Here is a 22,344-nt window from a genome sequence, read left to right as displayed (position 1 = left end):
AGCCACTTCGCTAGACTTCGCCGCCGCGCCCCCCTAAATGCGCCCCATGGCGGATCGCTTCACCAAGATGCACGGCCTCGGCAACGACTTCGTCGTGATCGACGCGCGCGAGAGCGCGGTCGAGATGACGCCGGCGCGCGCCCATGCGATCGCCGACCGCCGCCACGGCATCGGCTGCGACCAGCTCATCCTGCTCGAACCCTCGGCCAAGGCGGACGTGAAGATGCGCATCTTCAACGCCGATGGCGGCGAGGTCGAGGCGTGCGGCAACGCCACGCGCTGCGTCGCGACGCTGATCGGCCAGCCCGCGGTGATCGAGACGCTGGGCGGCATGCTGCGCGTGACCCCGGCCGACGGCGGCGCTGAGGTGACGCTGGGCGAGCCGGTCTTCGACTGGGAGCGCATCCCGCTCGCGATGCCGATGGACACGCGCGACATGCCGGTCGCGTGGGACGAGCTGGAGCACGGCGCGGCGGTCAATGTCGGCAATCCGCACATCATCTTCTTCGTGCCCGAGGCCGACGCCGTCGCGCTCGCCGACCTGGGCTCGCGGATCGAGACCGACCCGCTGTTTCCCGAGCGCGTCAACGTCAATGTCGCGAGCCTCGACGGCGAGAATCAGCTGCAACTGCGCGTCTGGGAACGCGGCGTCGGGCTGACCCAGGCGTGCGGCACCGGCGCCTGCGCGACCGCGGTGGCCGCGATCCGCGCCGGGTTGGTCGCCTCGCCGGTCACCGTCTCGCTGCCCGGCGGCGACCTGGTCATCCGCTGGGCCGAGGGCCAGCCGATCGTGATGAGCGGCGCCGCGACGCGCGTGTTCGACGGCGAAACCGACTGGGCGCGCTTCGGATGAGCGGTGCCGCGGGCGTCGAGGTCGTCAATTTCGGCTGCCGGCTCAACATCGCCGAGGGCGAGGCCGTGCGCGCCGCGGCGCTGCGCGCGGGCGCGGCCGACACCATCGTCTTCAATAGCTGCGCGGTGACCGACGAGGCCGTGCGGCAGGCGCGGCAGGCGGTGCGCCGTGCGCTGCGCGAGCGGCCGGGCGCGCATGTCGTGGTAACCGGATGCGCGGCGGAGCTGGAAGCCGAGCGCTTTGTCGATATGGGCGCGCGGGTGGTAGCGAACGATGCCAAGGGGCTGGCCGAGAGTTATCGCCTCAAAGAAAAGAACGGTGCTTCGACAAGCCCGGCACGAACGGATTTGGATGACGGTGCAATTCCTTCGCCGTTCGCCCTGAGCTTGTCGAAGGGTCGTTCCTCCCTGCCTTACGCCCCCGCCCTCTCCGGCGCCGACCACGCCCGCGCCTTCCTCGGCGTCCAGACCGGCTGCTCACACGCTTGCACCTTCTGCGCCACGGTGCGCGCGCGCGGGGCTGCGCGGTCGGCGACCATCGAAGCCGTGGTCGACGCCGCCCGCACGGCGCTGACCCGCGGCCAGCGCGAGGTCGTGCTGACCGGGGTCGACCTCGCCAGCTATGGCGACGACAGCGGCACCAGTCTCGCCGCGCTGGTCGAGGCGCTGCTGGCGCTGCCCGTCGAGCGCCTCCGCCTCTCGTCGCTCGACCCCGACCGGGTCGACGACGCGCTGTTCGCGCTGTTGACGGAGGAAGCGCGGGTGATGCCGCACGTCCATCTGTCGCTGCAGGCGGGCGACGACATGGTGCTGACGCGGATGAAGCGCCGCCACCGCCGCGCCGACGCGGTGCGGCTGGTCGAACGGCTGAAGGCCGCGCGTCCCGCCATCGCGATCGGCGCCGACCTGATCGCCGGATTTCCGACCGAGGATGACACGATGTTCGCCAACAGCCTGGCCCTGATCGACGATGCCGACATCGTCTTCGGCCATATCTTTCCCTACAGCCCGCGCGCCGGCACCCCTGCCGCGCGGATGCCGCAGGTCGGCCGCGCCGTCGCGCGCGAGCGCGCAGCGGTCCTGCGCGACGCCAATGCGCGGCGGCGCCATGCGTGGATGGACGCGCAGGCAGGCCGAACGACGCAGATGCTGGTCGAGCGCGACGGGCTCACCGGCCATGGTGAGAATTTCGCCGCGCTGGCGCTAACCGCCCCCGCCGCGCCGGAGAGCATCCTCCCCGTGCGGATCGGCGCGCGCGACGGCGAGCGGATGATCGCCGGAAGGACCGCGGCATGAGCGGCGCGAGCTGGAGCGAGCGGCTGTTCGGCGGGCTCAAGCGCACGTCGGAGCGGCTGGGCGAGAATCTCGCCGGGCTGACCGGCAAGGCGCGGCTCGACGACGACGATCTCGACCGGATCGAGGAGGCGCTGATCACCGCCGATCTCGGCCCCGCCATGGCCGCGCGCATCCGCGAGCGGCTCGCCGCGCGGCGCGATGCGGTCGCAGGCGGGACAGAGGAGCTACGAAAGATCGTCGCCGACGAAATCGCCGCGGTCCTGCGCCCGGTCGCCGAGCCGCTGGAGGTCGACGCCTTTCCGCGCCCGCAGGTGATCCTGGTCATCGGGGTCAACGGATCGGGCAAGACGACGACGATCGCCAAGCTCGCGCATCTGTTCCAGGAACAGGATTATGGCGTGATGCTCGTCGCGGGCGACACCTTCCGCGCTGCCGCGATCGGGCAATTGAAGGTCTGGGCCGAACGGCTGGGCGTGCCGATCATGGCGGGACCCGAGGGCGGCGACGCCGCGGGCATCGTCTTCGACGCGGTGAAGCAGGCGACCGCGACCGGCATCGACGTGCTGATCGTCGACACCGCCGGCCGCCTTCAGAACAAGCGCGAGCTGATGGACGAACTCGCCAAGATCAAGCGCGTGCTCGGCCGCCTCAACCCCGCGGCGCCGCACGACGTGGTGCTCGTCCTCGACGCGACAACGGGGCAGAATGCGCTGTCGCAGATCGACGTGTTCCGCGAGGTCGCGGGGGTCACCGGCCTCGTCATGACCAAGCTCGACGGCACCGCGCGCGGCGGCGTCCTCGTCGCCGCGGCCGAGCGGCACGGCCTGCCGATCCACGCGATCGGCATCGGCGAGACGATCGACGACCTTCGCCCCTTCGACGCCGACGAGATCGCGGGCATCATTGCAGGAAACATAAGATGAGCGACGTCCTCCCCGGCGGCCCCGAGCCCGTCCCCGCGCCGCCGCCCGCCAAGCATGGCTGGCTGAACTTCGCGATCGATTTCGGGCCGCTGCTCGTCTTCTTCCTGACCTATAAATTCACCTCGGGCGGCACCGGCGCCTTCGCGGCGACGACCGGCGCGATCAAGGGCACGCTCGCCTTCATGGTCGCGATCGTCATCGCGATGGCGGTGTCGAAGTGGAAGCTCGGCAAGATATCCCCGATGCTGTGGATGTCGGGAATCCTCGTCCTCGGCTTCGGCGCGCTGACCGTCTGGTTCCACGACGAGCGCTTTATCGTGATGAAGCCGACGATCATTTATGCCGCCTTTGCGGTCCTGCTGCTCGGCGGCTGGGCGTTTAAAAAGCCGATGCTCAAATATCTGCTGCAATCGGCGCTCGACGGGGTGACCGAAAAGGGCTGGCTCGCGCTGTCGCGTAACTGGGGCCTGTTCTTCGCCGCGCTCGGCATCGCCAATCATGTCATGTACGAACTGATCGAGGCGGGGCGGATGAGCTTCGACCTCTGGCTGACAATCAAGGTATGGGGCGTCACCGCCCTCTCCTTCCTCTTCACGCTGACCCAATTGCCGGTGATGCTGAAGAACGGGCTGGCGGTGCCGGAGGGCGAAGAGAAATAGCCGTCGTCCCCGCGAAGGCGGGGCCGCCATCGGCATAGCGCCGAGCTGCCAGCGGCCCCCGCCTTCGCGGGGGCGACGATTATTCTTGCTCCACCGCCGCCTTGTGCATCCGCCCGTTGAGCACATAATGCGCGACCCCGGCCTGCATCCCCGCCGCCTGTGCGTCGTCGATCTCGCGCACGCGGCGCGCGGGCGCGCCGGCCCATAGCTCGCGCGAGGGGATTTCCTTGTGCTCGGTCAGCAGCGCGCCCGCCGCGAGCATCGCGTCGCTGCCGATGCGGCAACCGTTCATCACCGTCGCCTTGAGGCCCACAAACGCCCGGTCGGCGAGCGTGCAGCCGTGGACCATCGCCAGATGGCCGATCAGCACATCCTCGCCGATGATCGTCGGATAGCCCTCCGGCCGGTGCGGCATCGGGCCGTCGCAATGAACGATGCTGCCGTCCTGAATGTTGCTGCGCGCGCCGACGCGAATGTGGCTGACGTCCGCGCGCAGCACGCAATTGTACCAGATGCTGACGTCGGGTCCGATGACCACGTCGCCGATGATGCGGCAACCGGGCGCGATGAAGGCGCTCGGGTCGATCTGCGGCGTCTTGCCGTTCACGCTGATGATAGAAATGTCGCTACGCGTCATTCACGGCCTCCGATAACATGATTCCATAAAAGCACCGGCAGCGTCGAGGCATAGTCGTCGGTCCAGCGCTCGAACCCCAGCCGTTCCTCAAGCGGTACCCAGGCGCCGTTGTCCTGCGCCTGCCCGCGCGGCCGGATACCGCCGGTCAACTCGGTCAGCCGCTGCGGCGTCGCGGTCAGCGCGACCCAGTTCGATCCGGTCAGATTGCCATCCTCCCGCGGTGGCCCCGGGTCCATACGGATCGCCGCCGACCAGCCGCGCGCCTTCGCCTCGGCCGCCAGCACGGGTTCGAGGTCGAAGAAACGGTTGGAAATGTGGATCAGCAGGATGCCGTCGGGCTTCAGCACGCGGGCATAGATGCCGACCGCTTCCCTAGTCAGCAGGTGGAGCGGGATCGCGTCCGACGAAAAGGCGTCGATGACCAATATGTCGAAACGCCCCGGCGGCTGCTTCGCCAGTTCGAGCCGCGCATCGCCGAGGACGATCGGCACGCCCGGCGCGCAATGGGCGAGGAAGGTGAATTTGGCAGGATCGCGCGCAATCCGCACCATTGCCGGGTCGATCTCGAAGATCGTCCAGCGCTGCCCCGGCCGACGATAGCAGGAGAGCGTCCCCGACCCCAGCCCGACGATGCCGATCGCCGCATCCGGCCCCGCGAGCCGGTCGGCGGCGCCGAGCGCCAGCCCGACCCCCGACTGGGGGCCATAATAGGTCGTGGGTTCATATTCGTGCCCGGCGTCGGTGCGCTGCAGCCCGTGCAGCGTCGTGCCGTGCGCAAGCCGGCGCTGGTGGCGCCACGGGTCGTCAGTGACGGTATAGACGCCGAAATAGCTGCGGACGCGCATGTCGGTGAAGCTTTCCTTCACCGTGTCCCAGCCGCCGATGCCGAGCATCAGCAGCGCCAGGACGAGGATGAAGGCCCAGCGCCAGCCGATCACGAACAGCCCGATCGTGAAGATCGCGGCGCTCCACCCGATCGCCGCCCCCTCGAACCGCCCGGTCCAGTCCGCGGCCAGACGCCATGTCGCAAAAGCGGCGACGGCGACGAGCGCCGCGACGACAATCTGGGCGCGGCGAGGCGACAGCACGAAGGCGCTGTCCCACGGAACCAGCCTGGGCAGCGGCAGCAGCAGCGCCGCGGCCAGGATGAGCAGCGGATGCTCATAAACCCAGTCGAACAGCAGCGGCGCGACCAGCGCCGCGAACAGCCCGCCGAGCACCCCGCCCGCCGACAGCACCAGATAAAAGAGCGTCAGGTACCGCGGCGCGGGGCGCAGATGATAGAGATAGCCGTGCAGCGCGGTCGAGACGACGAACAGCATCACCAGGCTGGCGAGCGCTATCAGCATCGACCCGCCGCCCGAGCTGAGCAGCGACAGGCCGCCGACCCCGAGCAGCACCGGCGGCGCCATGAAGGTGACGATCATCGTCACCCGCTCGGCGGTCGAAAAGGCGATGACGAAGCTGAGGAGATAGAGGCCGAGCGGCAGCACCCACAGCAGGGGCATGGCGAAGATGTCGGTGGTCAGATGCGTCGTCGTCGACAGCATCAGCCCCGACGGCACCGCCGCGATCAGCAGCCAGTGGAGGCAGCGCCGCCGGTCGGGGCGCGGCTCGTCGGATGCGCCCGCTGCCTCCGTCGGCAGTGCCGTGTCGCGCCAGCGCGCCGCCGCGCTCGCCGCGACGAGAAGGACCAGCAGCACATAGCCCGCGGTCCAGCCCCAGCTTTGCGCCGCGAGCGGCAGGCTCGGTTCGACGATCGCGGGATAGCTGATAAGCCCCGCGAAGCTGCCGAGGTTCGAGGCAGCATAGAGGATATAGGGATCACCGGCGCGCGCATCGGCGGCGAACCAGCGCTGCATCAGCGGCGCCTGCGCGGCGACCGCAAAGAAGACGGGACCGATCGACGCGGTGAGCAGCAGCGGCACCCACAGCACCTCCTGCCCCGGCGCCGGCGGCGCGATCTGCGCGATGCCGATCGGCAGCCACAGCGCCGCGACGAGCAGCAGCGCGAGATGGATCGCCGCCTGCCGCCGGATCGCGAAGCGCCCGAGCCAGTGCGCATAGGCATAGCCGCCGAGCAGCAGAGCCTGATAGACAAGCATCGCGCTGTTCCACACCATGGGCGCGCCGCCGAGCCGCGGCAGCACCATCCGCGCGACGAGCGGCTGGACGAGGAAGAGCAGGAAACTGCCGACGAGGATCGTCAGCACGAACAGCCAGCGGCGCGGCGAGGCGGCGGTCACCGGCGGCCGATCCTCAGGCGTTCAGCAGCCGCGCCGCGTGGAGCGCGTGATAGGTCAGGACGCCCGAGGCGCCCGCGCGGCGGAAGGCGAGCAGGGTTTCGAGGACGAGCGCGTCGCGCTCCCCCGCCCCGGCGGCCACCGCGGCCTCGATCATCGCATATTCGCCCGACACCTGATAGGCGTAGACCGGCACCGCGAAGGCATCCTTCACCGCGCGCACGACGTCGAGATAGGGCAGGCCGGGCTTCACCATCACGCTGTCGGCGCCCTCGGCCAGGTCCTGCTCGACCTCGCGCAGCGCCTCTTCGACATTGGCGGGGTCCATCTGATAGGTCTTCTTGTCCCCCTTCAGCAGCCCGCGCGAGCCGACCGCGTCGCGGAACGGACCATAGAAGGCCGAGGCATATTTGGCCGAATAGGCCATGATCTGGACATGGCCGAACCCCTCGACCTCCAGCGCCTCGCGGATCGCGCCGACGCGGCCGTCCATCATGTCGCTGGGCGCGATGATGTCGGCGCCCGCGCGCGCCTGGTTGAGCGCCTGTTCGACCAGCACCTCGACCGTCTCGTCGTTGACGACATAGCCGCCGGCATCGAGCAGTCCGTCCTGCCCGTGGCTGGTATAGGGGTCGAGCGCGACGTCGGTCAGGACGCCGATATCATCGCCGCACGCATCCTTGATCGCCGCCACCGCGCGGCACATCAGATTGTCGGGATTGAGCGCCTCCGCCCCGTCGTCGCTGCGCCGTTCGGCCTGGGTATAGGGAAAGAGCGCGAGGCAGGGGATGCCCGCCGCGACCGCGTCCTTCGCGCGCTGAACGGCCAGATCGACCGACCAGCGCGACACGCCCGGCAAGCTCGCGACCGGTTCCTCGGCACCGCTGCCGTCGCAGACGAACAGCGGCCAGATCAGGTTCGACGGGGTCAGGCGATGCTCGCGCACCATCGCGCGGCTCCAGCCGGTGCGGCGGGTGCGCCGCAGGCGCAGGTCGGGGAAAGCGGCATGAGTCATGGCGCGTCCATAGCCGCGCTTGGCCGCGGGGGGAACGGGATATTGGCAGGCCATAAGCCCCTCCTCTTCAGAGGAGGGGTATAGGGCGTCAGATCCCGTCGCCCCGCCGCTTTGCCGCCACATCGGCGAGCGAGCCGAGCTTCGGCCCTTCGGGCTGTTTTGCCGCGACCGGCGCCAGCGCCGCGCCGGGTTCGAGCGCGGTCAGTTCGCGGATACGCGCGCGGAAGGCGGCGAGGTCCTTGCCCTCGAGCTGGGCGCGGGTGACGAAGCTGACCCCCATCGGATTCACCGCATGGCCGTTGCGATAGACCTCGAAATGCAGGTGCGGGCCGGTGGCGAGGCCGGTCGAGCCGATATAGCCGATCACCTGGCCGCGGCGGACGTGCTGGCCGCGGCGGACCGCGATGCGGCTCATATGGCCATAGCCGGTGCCGAGCCCGCCGCCGTGGCTGAGCTTCACATAATTGCCGAAGCCGCCGGTGCGGCCGGCCACCGTCACCGTGCCGTCTGTCGCGGCATGGATCGGCGCGCCATAGCCGCCGGCGAAATCGACCCCGGCGTGCATCCGCTTATAGCCCAGGATGGGATGGCGCCGCATGCCGTAACCCGACGAGATGCGTCCGCCCGACGGACGCACCATGCCGCCGCGCTGCTCGCCGACGCCCGACGCCTCGAACCATTGCGCGCGGCCGCCCTTGGTCCATTCGAGCATCGACAGCTTCGGCTTACCGCCGCGAATCAGCCCGGCATAGAGCAGCTTGCCCGTCTCGATCTCCCCCGTCTCGGCGCGGCGATAGTCGAGGACGATGTCATATTCGTCCGACGCGCGGATTTGCGATATCGGCATCTGCTTGCCGATCACGCGCAGCCAGCTCTGGATCGCCTGCGGGGGCGCTCCGGCCGCGCGGGCCGAGCGATAGAGGCCGGCGCCGACCTTGCCGCGGATGCGCAGCGGCGTCGCGTCGACCGCGATCGGGATGCGGCGCATCACCAGCCGGTCGTCCACCCGCTCCATCTCGATCCTCAGGTCGAAGCGCGCCCGCATCGCCAGCGCCTCGACCGGGCGCGGCATGGTCCGGGCGGCGCGGCGGCCGAGGATCAAGTCGATGCGCGTGCCCGGCGCGATGTCGGCCAGCGGCACCGCGGTCGACACCTGCTCAGCGAGCGCCTGCGCCTCGCCGCGGCCGACACCCGAGCGTTCGAGCAGGCGCGCGAAGCTGTCGCCATTGCCGAGCGTCGCGGTCAGCTCGATCATCGGCCGTTCGGGCGCCTGGGCGAGCGGGCGCACCGCGTCGGTCGCGGCCATGTGGCGGCCGGTGTCGGCGCCCAGCGCCAGCGGCACGATCATCTGCGCGCGCGCCTCGTTGAAATCGGCGGCGTCGAGCGCCGGCGCGCCGCTGGTCGCGAGCGGCCGGATGCCGGGAAAGGTCGCGATCGCGCTGCCGCACAGCAGGGTCAGCGTCACGAGCCCGCGCCACCATGTGCGCGAGCCGATATCGGCGCCGAGATCGGGAACGAGATCGAGTTCGGCGAGCCGCTCGCGCCATTCGGTGCGCCACGACGGCGGCCGCGCCGCGTCGGCACCGTCCCGCGGACGCGGGATGGCCTGCGACATTGCGAGGGCGGCGGCATTGCCGGACATCCCCGCAATGGGTTCGTGACGCTCGAACAAGATGCAACCCCCGCCCGGCAGCCCATCCTGTCAACAGGCGCGCCGCCGCTTCGAATTTCCGTGCCGTTTTCTGTAAACAAAGGCCGTTAAAGTCAATTTAACGCGGGTTTCGCGGTGGGACGCTGCGGCAGGCCGTGGCTGCGGCGGGATCGGCTGCCACCCGCGGAATCCGCCGCCATCCGTCGATCCCCTGTTGCACCGCAACGCCGCCCATGCCAGCATCGCCCCCCATAAAGACCATGCCATCTCCCTCGTCCCATCCGGTCAAGGCCGTCCTTGGCCCCACCAACACCGGCAAGACCCATTTGGCGGTCGAGCGCCTGACCGCCCATGCCAGCGGCATGATGGGCTTTCCGCTCCGTCTGCTCGCACGCGAGGTCTATGACCGCGTCGTCGCGATCAAGGGACCGGCCGAGGTCGCGCTGGTCACCGGCGAGGAACGGATCATGCCGCCGGGCGCGCGCTACCTGCTCGGGACGATGGAGGCACTGCCGGTGGAGCGCGACGTCGCCTTCGTCGGCATCGACGAGGCGCAGCTCGGCGCCGACCCCGAGCGCGGCCATGTCTTCACCGACCGCATGTTGCGTGCGCGCGGGCGCGAAGAGACGATGATCCTCGGTTCGGCGAGCCTGACCGGGCTCGTCCGCACCCTGGTGCCAGAGGCCGAGATCGTCACCCGGCCGCGCTTCTCGACCCTCAGCTACGCGGAGCCGATGAAGCTGTCGCGCCTGCCCAAACGCTCGGCCATCGTCGCCTTCTCGGCCGAGGAAGTCTATGCGATCGCAGAGATGCTGCGCCGCTTCGCGGGCGGCGCCGCGGTGGTGATGGGCGCGCTGTCCCCGCGCACCCGCAACGCGCAGGTCGCGATGTTCGAGGCGGGCGAGGTCGACTATCTGGTCGCCACCGACGCCATCGGCATGGGGCTCAACCTCGACGTCGCCCATGTCGCCTTCGCCAGCCTGCAGAAATTCGACGGTCGCCGCCTGCGCCGCCTGCTGATTTCGGAAATGGCGCAGATCGCCGGGCGCGCCGGGCGGCACCAGCAGGACGGCAGCTTTGGCACCATCGGCCTGCCGCAGGGCGGCATAACGCCCGAAGAGGTCGCCGCAATCGAGAGGCATCATTTCCCGCCGCTGCACAGCCTGTTCTGGCGCAACCCGCAGCCGCGCTTCGACACGCTCGACCGGCTGATCGCCGACCTTGGCCAGTCCCCCACCCATCCGGCGCTCCGCGCCGCGCCGGAGGCGGTCGACCTTGCCGTGCTCAAGCATCTCGCGGGCGACAGCGAGGTCGCGGCGCGCGGCGGCGATGCGGAGGCCGTCGCGCGGCTGTGGGACGTCTGCGGCCTGCCCGATTTCGAGCAATTGGGCGCCGAGCACCACAGCCGCACCGTGCTCCGGCTCTGGCAGTGGCGCACCGCCGGCGACGGGATGATCGACGCCGACTGGTTTGCGCGCCGCCTCGCCCGGCTCGACGATGTCGAGGGCGACATCGACCAGCTCGCCAGCCGCATCGCAGCGGTGCGCACGCTCTGCTTCATTGCCCAGCGCGGCGACTGGATCGCCGACGCTGCGGGCTGGATTCAGCAGACCCAGGATCTCGAAGGCCGGCTGTCCGACGCGCTCCACGCCGCGCTCGCGCAGCGCTTCGTCGACCGGCGGCTCGCGCTGCTTCTGCGCGATGCGGGCCAGCGCCACGCGGCGCTGCCGGTCGCGGTCGGCGCCGACGGCACCGTCGCGGTCGACGGGGAGGCGATCGGCACGCTCAGCGGCTTTCGCTTCAAAGTCGATCCGGTCGCGCGCGCCAGCGACCACCGCCTGCTGCTCGCGGCGGCCGAAAAGCATCTGCGCGCCGAGCTCGCGCGCCGCGCCACCGCGCTCGCCGAGGGCGACGGCAGCGCGCTGTCGCTTATCACCGAGACCGGCGCGCCGCCGCGCCTCGCCTGGCATGGCGAGGCGATCGCAACGCTGGCGCGCGGCACCACGCTCGTCCAGCCAGCGATCCTGCTCGACCCCGCGCTGCGCCGGCTCGACGCGCCGCAGGTGCAGGCGATCGGCGAACGGCTCCAGCGCTTCGTCGCCGAGCAGCTCGCGCGCCACGCCGCGCCGCTCGCCGCGATGGGCGAGGCCGCGGGCGACCTGTTCACGCCGCCGCGCGTGCGCGCGCTGCTCGCGGCGCTGGTCGACGGCGGCGGTCTGGCGGCGCGCGCCGCGGTCGACGACCAGCTTGCGGCGATGAGCGTCGAGGAACGGCCGCAACTCCGCAAGCTCGGCCTGACCATCGGCTCGCTCGACCTCTTCCATCCCCAGCTCCTGAAGCCCGAGGCGGTGCGGTGGCGCGCGGCGCTGCTCGCCGCGCAGCAGGGCACGGCGATGCCGGCGCTGCCGCCCCACGGCGCGGTGCTGCGCAAGGACGGGGCGCCCGAAGGACTGGCCGTCGCGGGCTTCCGCCGCTGCGCCGGGGGCTGGCTACGCATCGACATGGCCGAGAAGCTGGCGCGCCAGGCGCACGCCGCGCGGATGCAGGCCGCCGCGCCGCCGACCGCGCCGATCGCCGGCGCCGCGCCGCACGACGAAGAGGCGCCCGAACCCGACGGCGAGGCTGCCCCGCCCGCGCCGCCGCCGGGCTTCGCGATCGACCCGGCGCTCGCTACCTCGCTCGGTCTCGATGCCGAGGCGCGGCGCGCCTTGCTCGGCAGCTTCGGCTTCCGCGCCGTCGGCGACCCCGCGCTCGAACGCTGGCGCTGGCTCGGGCGCCGGAGCGGCGGCAAGCGCCACCGGCCCAAACACCCCCGCAAGGGGGACGGAAATCCGGCTCCCGCCCTGAACGGAGAGAAGCGGCGGTCCGCGACACCCGTCAAGGACGCCCGCCCAAAGAAGGGCAAGCCCGGCAAGGGAAGCCCGCGGCCGCCGCGCCCCGACCGCACGCCGCGCCGCACCCCCTCGCCGCACAGCCCCTTCGCGGGGCTCGCGGCGCTGCTCGAAGAAGGTCGCAAGGACGCATGACGAGTCCGGGCGCGGCGGGGAGCATCCGGCTCGACAAGCTGCTCTGGTATCTGCGCTTCGCGCGCTCGCGCAGCATCGCGCAGGCGATGGTCGCCGCGGGGCATATCCGGCTCGACGGCCGGCGGGTCACCCGCGCCTCGGCCGCGGTCCACGCCGGCGCGACGCTGGTGCTGCCGCTCGGCGAGCGGATCGAGGTGGTGCGGCTGCTCGCCCTCCCCGGCCGCCGCGGCCCCGCCAGCGAGGCGCAGGCGCATTATGTCCGCCTCGGCACCGACGCGGCCGCGACGAGTTGAACTATCGGCCACCAAGAAAAAGCTGTCGCCACCCTGGCCGGCCTGCCGCCTATGGAGTGAGAGTGATTCGCAACTGTCGCTAGGCGTTGACGCACCGCCGCCGCGCGGCATAGAGGCGAGGAATCAGTCCAGTCGAACGGCGCCGGTGCGCCGCCGCGATAAGGGAGCCGTTACCCATGACCTACGTCGTCACCGACGCCTGTATCCGCTGCAAATATATGGATTGCGTCGAGGTCTGTCCGGTCGACTGTTTCTATGAGGGCGAGAATATGCTCGTCATCAATCCGAACGAGTGCATCGACTGCGGCGTCTGCGAGCCCGAATGCCCGGCCGAGGCGATCCTGCCCGATACCGAGAGCGGCCTCGAGCAGTGGCTCGAGCTGAACAACAAGTTCAGCGCCGAATGGCCGAACATCACCACCAAGAAGGACAGCCCCGCCGACGCCGACGAATATAAGGGCGTCGAAGGCAAATATGAGAAATTCTTCTCGGCCGACCCCGGCGAGGGCGACTGATCCGCGAGGGACCAGAAACAGGACAAAAGGGGCGGGTAATTCCCGCCCCTTTTGTTTGGCGGAGCGGTACGTTCCGCTACATTCGGCCGATTGCGGCCTATCGTTGATCGTCATCCCGGACTCGATCGGCGATTCTCCCCTCCGCATCCGTACAGCGTCATTGCGAGCGGAGCGAAGCAATCTCCTGCTATCGTCCTGCATTGTCGATGGCTGGCGATTGCTTCGTCGCACCGCTCCTCGCAATGACGAAGGGGGCCTACGGATGTCGCGGGGATAATCGCCGATCGAGTCCGGGATGACGAATATCGGGAATCGGCCGATAGGCGATGATCGGCATTTCATAACCTTGTCATTCCCGCGAAGGCGGGAATCCAGAGCGTGCGTCGGCCGACCCACACGGGATTCCCGCCTTCGCGGGAATGACGAAGCTGGGTATGACCACTCCCCACCCGAAAGGCGTCCATCCGACCATCCACTTTCCGCATGGAAAAGGAGGCCAGCAAAGGGCGCGGGCCGTGGCCTTCGTGGCCTTTGAAAGAAAATTACGCGACTCGGACCCCCGATATTCGCATTGGCGGGCCGCGCGGCGCGCGCTATCGGCGGCGACATGACGCTTTTCCCTCCCGCCGCCTGCTCGCGCCTGATCGTCAAGATCGGATCGGCGCTGCTCGTCGATCCGGCGGGCGCGGTGCGGCGCGACTGGCTCGCGGGGATCGCCGCCGACATCGGCGAGCGGACGAAGGCGGGCCAGCAGGTCGCGGTCGTCTCTTCGGGCGCCATCGCGCTCGGCGCGCGGCGGCTAGGGCTGACGAAGGGCGGCCGCGCGACGCTGGAAGACGCGCAGGCCGCCGCCGCGACCGGGCAGATCGCGCTGTCGCAGGTCTGGGCCGAGGTGCTCGGCGCCGAAGGGCTGACCGCGGCGCAGATGCTCGTCACCTTGGACGATCTCGAACATCGCCGCCGCTACCTCAACGCCGCCGCGACCCTCGACCGGCTGCTCAGCCTCGGCGTCGTGCCGATCATCAACGAGAATGACAGCGTCGCGACCGAGGAAATCCGCTTCGGCGACAACGACCGGCTCGCGGCGCGCGTCGCGCAGGCAGCGGGCGCGGGCGGCGTCGTCCTGCTGTCCGACATCGACGGCCTCTACGACCGCAATCCGGCACAGCCCGGCGCGCGGCACATCGCGCGGGTCGAGCGCGTCGATGCCGCCATCGAGGCGATGGCCGATGGCAAATCGGCGTCGGGCATGGGGTCGGGCGGCATGGTATCGAAGATCGCGGCGGCGCGCATCGCCAACGCCGCGGGCGCGCATCTCGCCATCGCCTCGGGCCAGGCGGCGCGACCGCTGTCCGCCGACGCGCGCCATACCATCTTCGTCGCCGAACGCGGCGCGAGCGCGCGCAAGGCGTGGCTCGCGGGCGGGCTGACCGCCAAGGGCCGGCTCGTCATCGACGCGGGCGCGCTGCGCGCGCTGCAGGGCGGCGCGAGCCTGCTCGCCGCCGGCGTCACCGCGGTCGGCGGCGCCTTCGTGCGCGGCGACATCCTCGACATCGCCGGCCCGGACGGCCGCGTCGTCGCGCGCGGCCTGTCCGAATATCCGACCGCCGACGCCGCCGCGATCCTCGGCCTCGGTCGCGACGCGCAGGAGGCCGCGCTCGGCTACGCCCCGCGCGCGGCGATGATCCATCGCGACCATCTGGTGCTGCTATGAATAGGGGCGCTCTGAAAGCCCCCGCCCTTCAGGGAAGGGGTTGGGGTGGGGTCTCGAACCCTTGCGCTAGGCCGATGGACCCCGCCCCCGACCCCGCCCCTGAAGGGGAGGGGGGATGATGACGCCCATCCTCGCCATGACCGGCGCGACTGGCTTCGTCGGGCGCGCGACGCTGCGCCGGGCGGTGGCGGCGGGCTGGCACATCCGCGCCCTGACCCGCCGGCCGCAACAGCCCGTCGATGGCGTGACCTGGATCGCGGGCGCGCTCGACCGGCCCGACAGCCTGGCGGAGTTGACGGCGGACAGCGAGGCGCTGCTTCATATCGCAGGCGTCGTCAATGTCCCGACCCGCGCCGATTTCGAGGCGGGCAACGCGACCGCGACCGCGCATGTCGTCGACGCCGCGCGCGGCGCCGGCGTGACCCGCTTCGTCCATGTCTCGTCGCTCGCGGCACGCGAGCCCGGCCTCTCCGACTATGGCTGGTCGAAGGCGCGGTCCGAAACCATCGTGCGGGCGAGCGGACTCGACTGGACGATCGTGCGCCCGCCTGCGGTCTTCGGCCCCGGCGACACCGAAATGCTCGACCTGTTCCGCATGGCGCGGCGCGGCATCGCGCTGCTCCCGCCGCGCGGGCGGATGTCGGCGATCTATGTCGAGGAGCTCGCGCGCCTGCTCGTCGCGCTCGCCGCCGACCGCGACGCGAGCATCGGCGCGGTCTACGAACCCGACGACGGCAAGCCCGGCGGCTGGTCGCACCGCGGTTTCGCGCGCGCCATCGGCCACGCGGTCGGGCGCGCGCACGTCTCGACCCTCGCCATTCCCGCCGCGCTGCTCCACGCTGGCGGCCGGCTCGACCCGCTGGTCCGCCGCCGCGCCGCCAAGCTGACCCCCGACCGCGCGCGCTATATCGCGCACCCCGACTGGGTCGCCGCCGAGGGCGCCTGCCCGCCGCCGGCGCTCTGGACCCCGGCGCTCGACACCGGCGAGGCGCTCGCCGAAACGGTGCGCTGGTATCGCCGCGAAGGCTGGCTGTAGATGTCGCCGGTGGGACCCGGTCGCACGCCGGTCGAAGCGTGCATTGCAACCGCCGGGCCGCGGCCCTAGATTCGCGCGCATGACCGACACCACCGCGACACCACCGAACGGAAACCAGGGTCCCTGGGCCATCCCCGTGCGCCAGCCGCAACCGCCGGCGGCGGAGGCGCGCCCGCGGACAAGCTTCCCGCGCAAGGTGTGGCACCTGCTCGTCGCGATCAAGGATGCGCTGGCGCTGCTGTTCCTGCTGCTCTTCTTCGTCGCGCTCTTCGGCCTGCTCGCCGGGCGGCCGAGCGCGTCGCTGCCGGTCAGCGACGGCGCGCTGCTGCTCAAGCTCGACGGCGTGGTGTCGGAACAGCCGGCCGAGGTCGACACGCTGTCGGCCCTCTCGGGCGGGCAGGATCTGCGCGAATATCGCGTCCGCGACATCGTCCGCGCGCTCGAAACGGCGGCGGACGACAGGCGCGTCACCTCGGTCGTGCTCGATCTCGATCATTTCCTCGGCGGCGGGCAGGTCTCGCTCGCCGAGATCGGCGCCGCGATCGACAAGGTCCGCGCGAAAAAGAAGCCGGTTCTCGCCTTCGCCACCGCCTATACCACCGACAGCTATCAGATCGCCTCGCACGCCAGCGAAATCTGGGCCGACCCGATCGGCGGGGTCGCGCTCGCCGGGCCGGGCGGGTCGCATCTCTATTACAAGGGGCTGATGGATCGGCTCGGCGTCACCGCGCACATCTATCGCGTCGGCACCTTCAAGAGCGCGGTCGAGCCCTTCCTGCGCGCCGACCAGTCGCCCGAGGCCGAGGAAGCCAGTCTCGCCTATGCCAATGTGCTGTGGGGCAAGTGGCTCGACGATGTGAAGACGGCACGCCCCAAAGCGAAGGTCGATGCCTTCATCGCCGACGCGCCGGCCATGGTGAAGGCGGCCGGAAACGACCTGTCGAAGGCGTCGCTCGACGCAGGCCTTGTCGACAAGCTCGGCAGCCGCATGGCCTTCGGCGAGCGCGTCGCAGAGATCAGCGGCACCTATGACGACGACAAGCCATGGGATTTCAAGGCGATCCCGCTCGACAACTGGGTCGCCGCCAATCCGCCCAGTGAAGCGGGCAGCGCGATCGGGGTCGTGCCCGTCGTCGGCGAGATCGTCGACGGCAAGGCGTCGAACGGCACCGCCGGGGGCGAAACGATCGCCAAGCAGATTCTCGACGCGGCGGACGACGACGGGGTGAAGGCGATCGTGCTGCGCGTCGATTCGCCCGGCGGCTCGGTCCTCGCGTCCGAACAGATTCGCCAGGCGCTACTCGCTGCCAAGGCGAGGAAGAAGCCGATCGTCGTCTCGATGGCGAATGTCGCGGCGTCGGGCGGCTATTGGGTCTCGACCCCCGCCGACCGCATCTTCGCCGAGCCCGATACGATCACCGGCTCGATCGGCGTCTTCGGCATCTTGCCCAGCTTCGACAAGGCGCTCGCCAAGATCGGCGTGACCGCCGATGGCATCGCGACGACCCCGCTGTCGGGCCAGCCCGACATCCTCGGCGGCGTGAACGCCGAGTTCGACCAGCTCGCGCAGGCGAGCGTCGAGGACATCTACGGCCGCTTCACCGGCCTCGTCGCCAAGAGCCGCAAGCAGCCGATCGAAAAGGTGGAGACGATCGCCGAAGGGCGCGTCTGGGCCGGCGGCACCGCGCGCCAGCTCGGTCTCGTCGACCAGTTCGGCGGCCTGCCCGACGCGCTCGCCGCCGCCGCGAAGCTCGCAAAGATCGACGGCGATTATCACGCCAAATATTTCGAGAAGGAACCGAGCGAATTCTCGAAGCTCCTCGTCGGCCTCTTCGGCCCCGACGAGGACGACAGCACCGCCGCCGCGCCGCGCGGCTGGTTCGGTCTCGCGGCGATGAAGCGCGAACTCACCGAACGCCGGCTGGTGCAGGACCTGTCGCTGCTGACCCGCGCCGGATCGGTGCAGGCCGCGTGCCTCGACTGCCGCGCCTATCGCCCCACCATTCCCGCGCCGAAGGGCGCGGAGGCAAAGGGCTGGCTCGCCGGCCTGACGCTGCTGCTCCGCTAGGCGGAGACCGCCACGCCCTTCGCATGGGCCGCGATCGCATCGGTCAGCGTATCGACCAGCGCCAGCGGCAGATCGTGCCCCATGCCGGGGATCGTGATCAGCCGCGCGCCCGCGATGCTCGCCGCGGTATCGCGTCCGCCGGCGAGCGGGACGAGCGGATCGTCCTCACCGTGGATCACCAGCGTCGGCGCGGTGACGCGCTTCAGCATCGCCCGCCGGTCGCCGTCGGCGACGATCGCCGCCATCTGGCGGCCACACCCTGCGGATAGAAGCCGCGCTCGAAATCGGCGCGCACCCGGCGCTGCAGCCGGTTCTCCTCGGCCGGATAGCCGGGGCTGCCGATCACCCGCGCCGCGTCCACCGAATAGGCGATCAGATCCTCGGGATCGCCGCTCATCGGCCGGTTGGCGAGCACCCGCATTGCCTCCTTGCTGGCGCGCGGCAGGCGGCGGTTGCCGGTGGTCGACATGATCGAAGTCAGCGTCAGCACCCGCTCCGCATGGCGCGCGGCGATATGCTGCGCGATCATCCCGCCCATCGACGCGCCGACGATATGCGCCCGCCCGATGCCGAGATGGTCGAGCAGCGCCATGCCGTCCGCCGCCATGTCGGCGAGGCCGTAGGCGCTGCGCACCGGCAGGCCGATCGCCGCCTTGACGAACATCCATTTGAGGTTCGGCACGCCGGCCGCGGCGAAGCGCGTCGACAGGCCGACATCGCGATTGTCGTAGCGGATGGTGCGAAAGCCGTGATCGTTCAGCGCCGCGACGAACTCGTCGGGCCAGAGCGTAAGCTGTCCGCCGAGCCCCATCACCAGCAGGATCGCCGGCGCCCCGCGCGGCCCCTTGTCCTCATAAGTGATGTCGATGCCGTTGACCCGTGCCTGCGCGATCGTCATGCCGCCCCTTCCTTCCATCCCTGCGGCCGAAGCCGAGCGCCCTGTTAAACAGGACGCGCACCCGCGGTGCAAGTCGAAGGATCGGCGCGGCTCAGCGCGGTTCGTCGTGCCCCGCGCGATAGGTCGGCAGCGCGAGCGACCAGCGGATCGCCGCGCCGCGCAGCAGGAAGCCGGCGAGCGCGCCGACCAGCGCCGCCGTCGCGGTGCCGGCGCCGATCCACAGCAGCAGCAGATAGAGGCCTGACGCCAGCGCCGCGGCGGTGACATAGATTTCGGGCCGCATGATGATCGACGGCACCCCTGCCAGCACGTCGCGGATCGTGCCGCCGACGCAGCCGGTGATGACGCCCATCATCAGCGCCGGCGCGGGCGGAACGCCCCACGCCATCGCCTTGGCGGTGCCGAACACGGCGTAGCCGGCAAGGCCGACGGCGTCGGCCCATTCGAGTACGTGCCCCGGCCACCAGCGCTCGGGCATGATCCAGACGATCAGCGCGATCGCGATACACATCGCGGCGATCGCGCCGTCCTGCACCCAGAAAACCGGCGCACCGATCAGCAGGTCGCGCACGCTGCCGCCGCCGACCCCGGTGACGAGCGCGAAGAAGGCCGCGGTGACCAGCGTCTGGCGCAGCCGCACCGCCATCAGCGCGCCCGACAGCGCGAACACGCCGATGCCGACCAGGTCGAGCAGGCGGACGATCAACGCATTGTCGAGCTCGGGCATCGCCGCCCCTTCGTCAGATGTGAATGGGCTTGCCCGTCACCGCCATCGCGGCTTCCTTGATCGCCTCGCTATGCGTCGGGTGCGCGTGGCAGGTGTAGGCGATATCTTCCGACGTCGCGCCGAACTCCATCGCCTGCGCCGCCTGCGCGATCATCGTGCCCGCGACGCTGGCGATGCACCACACGCCCAGAACGCGGTCGGTTTTCGCATCGGCGATCACCTTCACAAAGCCATCGGGTTCGTGATTGGTCTTGGCGCGGCTGTTCGCGAGCATCGGGAATTTGCCGACCTTGACCTCGCCCTTCTCCTTCGCCGCCTCCTCGGTCAGGCCGACGCCGGCGATCTCGGGCCAAGTGTAGACGACCGACGGGATGACGTCATGGTTCACGATGCCGGTCTGGCCCGCGATATTCTCTGCGCAGGCGATGCCTTCGTCCTCGGCCTTGTGCGCGAGCATCGGGCCGGGAACGACGTCGCCGATCGCCCAGATGCCGTCGACCGCGGTGCGGAAATCATGGTCGGTCTCGATCTGGCCGCGCTTGTTGAGCTCCAGTCCCGCCTTGTCGAGCGCCAGCCCGTCGGTGTTCGGGCGCCGCCCGATCGACACCAGAACGACGTCGGCTTCGAGCGTTTCGGCGTCGCCGCCGGCCGCGGGTTCGAGCGTCAGGACGGCCTTCTTGCCCTTCACCTCGGCACTGGTAACCTTGGTCTTGAGCTTGAACTCGATGCCCTGCTTCTTGAAGATTTTGTTCGCTTCCTTGCGGACGTCGCCGTCCATGCCGGGCAGAATCTGGTCGAGGAACTCGACGCAGGTCACCTTGGCGCCGAGGCGGCGCCACACGCTGCCGAGTTCGAGCCCGATCACGCCGCCGCCGATCACGACCATATGGGCCGGAACCTTGGCGAGTTCGAGCGCGCCGGTCGAATCGACGATGATCCCCTTGGCATTATCGACCTCGACGCCCGGAAGCGGGGTCACCGACGATCCGGTGGCGATGATGATGTTCTTCGCGCGCACGGCCTTGCCCGCCACGTCAACGGTGTCGTTGGACGTGAACTGCGCATAGCCCTTCAGCCAGTCGATCTTGTTCTTCTTGAACAGGAACTCGATGCCGCCGGTCAGGCCCTTGACCGCGTCCTTGCGCTGGCCGTGCATGGTGTCGAGGTCGAGCTGGGGCTTCACCTTGATCCCCATCTTCTCCATCGCCCCGCCGGCCGCAGCTTCATAATATTCCGACGCGTGCAGCATCGCCTTCGACGGGATGCAGCCGACGTTGAGGCAGGTGCCGCCCAGCGTCTCGCGTCCCTCGGCGCAGGCGGTCTTCAGGCCAAGCTGCGCCGCGCGGATCGCCGCGACATAGCCGCCGGGGCCGGCACCGATGACAAGGACGTCATAGTCGTAAGCTTCGTTCGCCATTCCAAACTCCGTTCGCCCTGAGCCTGTCGAAGGGCCGTTCTTTTCTTCGTCCGTCGTCCTAAAAAGAAGAACGGGGCTTCGACAAGCTCAGCCCGAACGGACTTGTATCCACCAGGTTAAAGATCGATCAGCAGGCGCGTCGGGTCCTCGATCGCCTCCTTGATCGTCTTCAGGAACGTCACCGCCTCGCGGCCGTCGACCAGCCGGTGGTCGTAGCTGAGCGCGAGATACATCATCGGGCGGATCACGATCTCGCCGTTGCGGACGACCGGGCGATCCTCGATGCGGTGGAGGCCGAGCACCGCCGACTGCGGCGGGTTGATGATCGGGGTCGACATCAGGCCGCCGAACACGCCGCCGTTCGAGATGGTGAAGGTGCCGCCGGTCATGTCGTCCATCGTCAGCGTGCCCTCCTTGGCGCGCTTGCCGAGGTCGGCGATCGCCTTTTCGATTCCGGCGAAGGACAGGCTTTCGGCATTGCGGACGATCGGCACGACGAGGCCGTTGGGCGCGCTGACCGCGATCGAAACGTCGAGATAGTCGTAATAGACGATCTCGTCGCCGTCGATGCGGCCGTTGACCGACGGAATGTCGTGCGCCGCGAGCGCCACCGCCTTGGTGAAGAAGCTCATGAAGCCGAGGCGGACGCCATGCTTCTTTTCGAAGCTGTCGCGATATTTCTCGCGCGTCTCGATCACCGCCGACATGTCGCAGTCGTTGAAGGTGGTCAGCATCGCTGCGGTTTCCTGCGCCGACTTCAGCCGCTTCGCGATCGTCTGGCGCATCCGCGTCATCTTGACGCGCTCCTCACGGCGGCCCGGCGCGCCGCTCGCGGCCGGGGTCGGCGCGGCGGCGGCGAGCGCTGGCGTCGCAGCCGTATCGGGGGCCGCATTGGCGGCGGCGAGCACATCTTCCTTGGTCAGCCGGCCGTCCTTGCCGCTGCCCTTGATCTTCGTCGGGTCGAGCCCATGCTCGAGCACGAGGCGGCGCACCGCCGGCGACATGGTGGTCACCGTATCGACGCTCTCCTCGCTCCTGGCGGCGGGTGCGGGCGCGGCGGCTTCGGCCTTCGCCGCCGGGGCGGGCGCCGCAGCCGGGGCGGGGGCAGCCTTGCCTTCACCGGCTTCGATCGTCGCGATCACCGCGCCGACATTGACCGTGTCGCCGACGGCAACGATCTGCTGTCCCATCACGCCCGCGACGGGGGACGGGACCTCAACCGCAACCTTGTCGGTTTCGAGGCTGGCGATCGGCTCGTCGACCGCGACCGCATCGCCCGGCTGCTTCAGCCATTCGCCGATCGTCGCTTCGGTGACGCTTTCGCCGAGGGTGGGAACTTTGACTTCGGTGCTCATGGGGTCATTCCTTGCGGGA

19 protein-coding genes are annotated in these 22,344 nt (G+C 70.0%); 10 read left to right on the top strand and 9 right to left on the bottom strand.

All coding sequences use genetic code 11. The features are described 5' to 3' along the window. Positions 1–46 precede the first annotated feature (46 nt). The 4 genes from dapF to FHR21_RS02915 are packed head-to-tail and all read left to right on the top strand — an operon-like array spanning position 47 to position 3,730. Positions 47–853, top strand: a complete 807-nt coding sequence (gene dapF / locus FHR21_RS02930) for a diaminopimelate epimerase (protein WP_184095112.1) — start codon at positions 47–49, stop codon at positions 851–853. Beyond that, positions 850–2,148: a MiaB/RimO family radical SAM methylthiotransferase gene (locus FHR21_RS02925; protein ID WP_184095110.1), complete on the top strand. Its 1,299-nt coding sequence runs from the start codon at positions 850–852 to the stop codon at positions 2,146–2,148. The genes dapF and FHR21_RS02925 overlap by 4 nt, the downstream gene beginning before the upstream one ends. Continuing rightward, positions 2,145–3,071 carry a signal recognition particle-docking protein FtsY gene (ftsY, locus tag FHR21_RS02920; protein WP_184095108.1) on the top strand — a complete coding sequence of 309 codons (927 nt, stop codon included), beginning with the start codon at positions 2,145–2,147 and terminating at the stop codon, positions 3,069–3,071. Before FHR21_RS02925 ends, ftsY begins: the two co-directional genes overlap by 4 nt. Continuing rightward, positions 3,068–3,730 carry an inner membrane-spanning protein YciB gene (locus FHR21_RS02915; protein WP_184095106.1) on the top strand — a complete coding sequence of 221 codons (663 nt, stop codon included), beginning with the start codon at positions 3,068–3,070 and terminating at the stop codon, positions 3,728–3,730. The genes ftsY and FHR21_RS02915 overlap by 4 nt, the downstream gene beginning before the upstream one ends. A 79-nt stretch (positions 3,731–3,809) precedes the next feature. On the opposite strand, the gene FHR21_RS02910 is transcribed toward FHR21_RS02915, so the two are convergent. From FHR21_RS02910 to FHR21_RS02895, 4 genes are all read right to left on the bottom strand, one after another. Next, positions 3,810–4,367, bottom strand: coding sequence for a gamma carbonic anhydrase family protein (locus tag FHR21_RS02910; protein WP_184095104.1), 558 nt, complete (start codon positions 4,365–4,367; stop codon positions 3,810–3,812). Then, positions 4,364–6,613, bottom strand: coding sequence for a spermidine synthase (locus FHR21_RS02905; RefSeq protein ID WP_338113034.1), 2,250 nt, complete (start codon positions 6,611–6,613; stop codon positions 4,364–4,366). Before FHR21_RS02905 ends, FHR21_RS02910 begins: the two co-directional genes overlap by 4 nt. A gap of 13 nt (positions 6,614–6,626) precedes the next feature. After that, positions 6,627–7,625 carry a porphobilinogen synthase gene (gene hemB / locus FHR21_RS02900; RefSeq protein ID WP_184095102.1) on the bottom strand — a complete coding sequence of 333 codons (999 nt, stop codon included), beginning with the start codon at positions 7,623–7,625 and terminating at the stop codon, positions 6,627–6,629. Positions 7,626–7,713: 88 nt separating this feature from the next. Next, positions 7,714–9,240, bottom strand: a complete 1,527-nt coding sequence (locus FHR21_RS02895; protein WP_246427000.1) for a M23 family metallopeptidase — start codon at positions 9,238–9,240, stop codon at positions 7,714–7,716. A gap of 296 nt (positions 9,241–9,536) precedes the next feature. Between FHR21_RS02895 and FHR21_RS02890 the strand changes: the two genes are divergently transcribed. The 6 genes from FHR21_RS02890 (at position 9,537) to sppA (ending at position 17,928) form a co-directional block, all read left to right on the top strand. Further along, positions 9,537–12,302 carry a helicase-related protein gene (locus tag FHR21_RS02890; RefSeq protein ID WP_184095098.1) on the top strand — a complete coding sequence of 922 codons (2,766 nt, stop codon included), beginning with the start codon at positions 9,537–9,539 and terminating at the stop codon, positions 12,300–12,302. Next, on the top strand, positions 12,299–12,595 hold the full coding sequence (locus FHR21_RS02885) for an RNA-binding S4 domain-containing protein (RefSeq protein WP_184095096.1): 297 nt from the start codon (positions 12,299–12,301) through the stop codon (positions 12,593–12,595). The genes FHR21_RS02890 and FHR21_RS02885 overlap by 4 nt, the downstream gene beginning before the upstream one ends. 176 nt (positions 12,596–12,771) lie before the next feature. Then, complete coding sequence (fdxA, locus tag FHR21_RS02880; RefSeq protein WP_184095093.1) at positions 12,772–13,110, top strand: ferredoxin FdxA; 339 nt, start codon at positions 12,772–12,774, stop codon at positions 13,108–13,110. Positions 13,111–13,717: 607 nt separating this feature from the next. Next, on the top strand, positions 13,718–14,824 hold the full coding sequence (gene proB, locus FHR21_RS02875) for a glutamate 5-kinase (protein ID WP_184095091.1): 1,107 nt from the start codon (positions 13,718–13,720) through the stop codon (positions 14,822–14,824). A 118-nt stretch (positions 14,825–14,942) separates the two neighbouring features. After that, positions 14,943–15,860 carry an SDR family oxidoreductase gene (locus FHR21_RS02870; RefSeq protein WP_246427043.1) on the top strand — a complete coding sequence of 306 codons (918 nt, stop codon included), beginning with the start codon at positions 14,943–14,945 and terminating at the stop codon, positions 15,858–15,860. 79 nt (positions 15,861–15,939) lie between these two features. Next, positions 15,940–17,928, top strand: a complete 1,989-nt coding sequence (gene sppA, locus FHR21_RS02865; RefSeq protein ID WP_184095089.1) for a signal peptide peptidase SppA — start codon at positions 15,940–15,942, stop codon at positions 17,926–17,928. Here sppA and FHR21_RS20775 read toward each other — a convergent pair. The 5 genes from FHR21_RS20775 to odhB all read right to left on the bottom strand — a co-directional run bounded on the left by FHR21_RS20775 (position 17,925) and on the right by odhB (position 22,325). Then, positions 17,925–18,173 carry an alpha/beta fold hydrolase gene (locus tag FHR21_RS20775; RefSeq protein WP_338113033.1) on the bottom strand — a complete coding sequence of 83 codons (249 nt, stop codon included), beginning with the start codon at positions 18,171–18,173 and terminating at the stop codon, positions 17,925–17,927. The two genes, sppA and FHR21_RS20775, sit on opposite strands and share 4 nt — an antisense overlap. Beyond that, entirely contained in the window at positions 18,131–18,826 is a 696-nt protein-coding gene (locus FHR21_RS02860; protein ID WP_338113032.1) for an alpha/beta fold hydrolase, read from the bottom strand. Before FHR21_RS02860 ends, FHR21_RS20775 begins: the two co-directional genes overlap by 43 nt. A gap of 91 nt (positions 18,827–18,917) precedes the next feature. Further along, complete coding sequence (locus FHR21_RS02855) at positions 18,918–19,553, bottom strand: trimeric intracellular cation channel family protein (RefSeq protein WP_184095087.1); 636 nt, start codon at positions 19,551–19,553, stop codon at positions 18,918–18,920. A gap of 13 nt (positions 19,554–19,566) precedes the next feature. Then, on the bottom strand, positions 19,567–20,970 hold the full coding sequence (gene lpdA, locus FHR21_RS02850) for a dihydrolipoyl dehydrogenase (protein ID WP_184095085.1): 1,404 nt from the start codon (positions 20,968–20,970) through the stop codon (positions 19,567–19,569). Between the two features lie 116 nt (positions 20,971–21,086). Next, a complete protein-coding gene (odhB, locus tag FHR21_RS02845; RefSeq protein WP_184095083.1) occupies positions 21,087–22,325 on the bottom strand; it encodes a 2-oxoglutarate dehydrogenase complex dihydrolipoyllysine-residue succinyltransferase in 1,239 nt (412 codons plus the stop codon). Between the last annotated feature and the right edge of the window lie 19 nt (positions 22,326–22,344).

The sequence above is a fragment of the Sphingopyxis panaciterrulae genome, assembly GCF_014199295.1.
In the GTDB taxonomy this organism is placed as follows: domain Bacteria; phylum Pseudomonadota; class Alphaproteobacteria; order Sphingomonadales; family Sphingomonadaceae; genus Sphingopyxis; species Sphingopyxis panaciterrulae.
Note: the sequence above shows the minus strand (reverse complement) of the source record. Positions and strands in the feature narration are given on the sequence as shown.

Excerpts from the sequence above, each read along its gene's own strand:
- lpdA (WP_184095085.1), bottom strand. The coding sequence starts at position 20,970 with ATGGCGAACGAAGCTTACGACTATGACGTCCTTGTCATCGGTGCCGGC.
- FHR21_RS02915 (WP_184095106.1), top strand. The coding sequence starts at position 3,068 with ATGAGCGACGTCCTCCCCGGCGGCCCCGAGCCCGTCCCCGCGCCGCCG.
- FHR21_RS20775 (WP_338113033.1), bottom strand. The coding sequence starts at position 18,173 with ATGGCGGCGATCGTCGCCGACGGCGACCGGCGGGCGATGCTGAAGCGC.
- proB (WP_184095091.1), top strand. The coding sequence starts at position 13,718 with ATGACGCTTTTCCCTCCCGCCGCCTGCTCGCGCCTGATCGTCAAGATC.
- FHR21_RS02910 (WP_184095104.1), bottom strand. The coding sequence starts at position 4,367 with ATGACGCGTAGCGACATTTCTATCATCAGCGTGAACGGCAAGACGCCG.
- odhB (WP_184095083.1), bottom strand. The coding sequence starts at position 22,325 with ATGAGCACCGAAGTCAAAGTTCCCACCCTCGGCGAAAGCGTCACCGAA.
- sppA (WP_184095089.1), top strand. The coding sequence starts at position 15,940 with ATGACCGACACCACCGCGACACCACCGAACGGAAACCAGGGTCCCTGG.
- FHR21_RS02925 (WP_184095110.1), top strand. The coding sequence starts at position 850 with ATGAGCGGTGCCGCGGGCGTCGAGGTCGTCAATTTCGGCTGCCGGCTC.
- FHR21_RS02855 (WP_184095087.1), bottom strand. The coding sequence starts at position 19,553 with ATGCCCGAGCTCGACAATGCGTTGATCGTCCGCCTGCTCGACCTGGTC.
- dapF (WP_184095112.1), top strand. The coding sequence starts at position 47 with ATGGCGGATCGCTTCACCAAGATGCACGGCCTCGGCAACGACTTCGTC.
- FHR21_RS02895 (WP_246427000.1), bottom strand. The coding sequence starts at position 9,240 with ATGTCGCAGGCCATCCCGCGTCCGCGGGACGGTGCCGACGCGGCGCGG.
- FHR21_RS02860 (WP_338113032.1), bottom strand. The coding sequence starts at position 18,826 with ATGACGATCGCGCAGGCACGGGTCAACGGCATCGACATCACTTATGAG.
- fdxA (WP_184095093.1), top strand. The coding sequence starts at position 12,772 with ATGACCTACGTCGTCACCGACGCCTGTATCCGCTGCAAATATATGGAT.
- ftsY (WP_184095108.1), top strand. The coding sequence starts at position 2,145 with ATGAGCGGCGCGAGCTGGAGCGAGCGGCTGTTCGGCGGGCTCAAGCGC.
- FHR21_RS02870 (WP_246427043.1), top strand. The coding sequence starts at position 14,943 with ATGACGCCCATCCTCGCCATGACCGGCGCGACTGGCTTCGTCGGGCGC.
- hemB (WP_184095102.1), bottom strand. The coding sequence starts at position 7,625 with ATGACTCATGCCGCTTTCCCCGACCTGCGCCTGCGGCGCACCCGCCGC.
- FHR21_RS02885 (WP_184095096.1), top strand. The coding sequence starts at position 12,299 with ATGACGAGTCCGGGCGCGGCGGGGAGCATCCGGCTCGACAAGCTGCTC.
- FHR21_RS02890 (WP_184095098.1), top strand. The coding sequence starts at position 9,537 with ATGCCATCTCCCTCGTCCCATCCGGTCAAGGCCGTCCTTGGCCCCACC.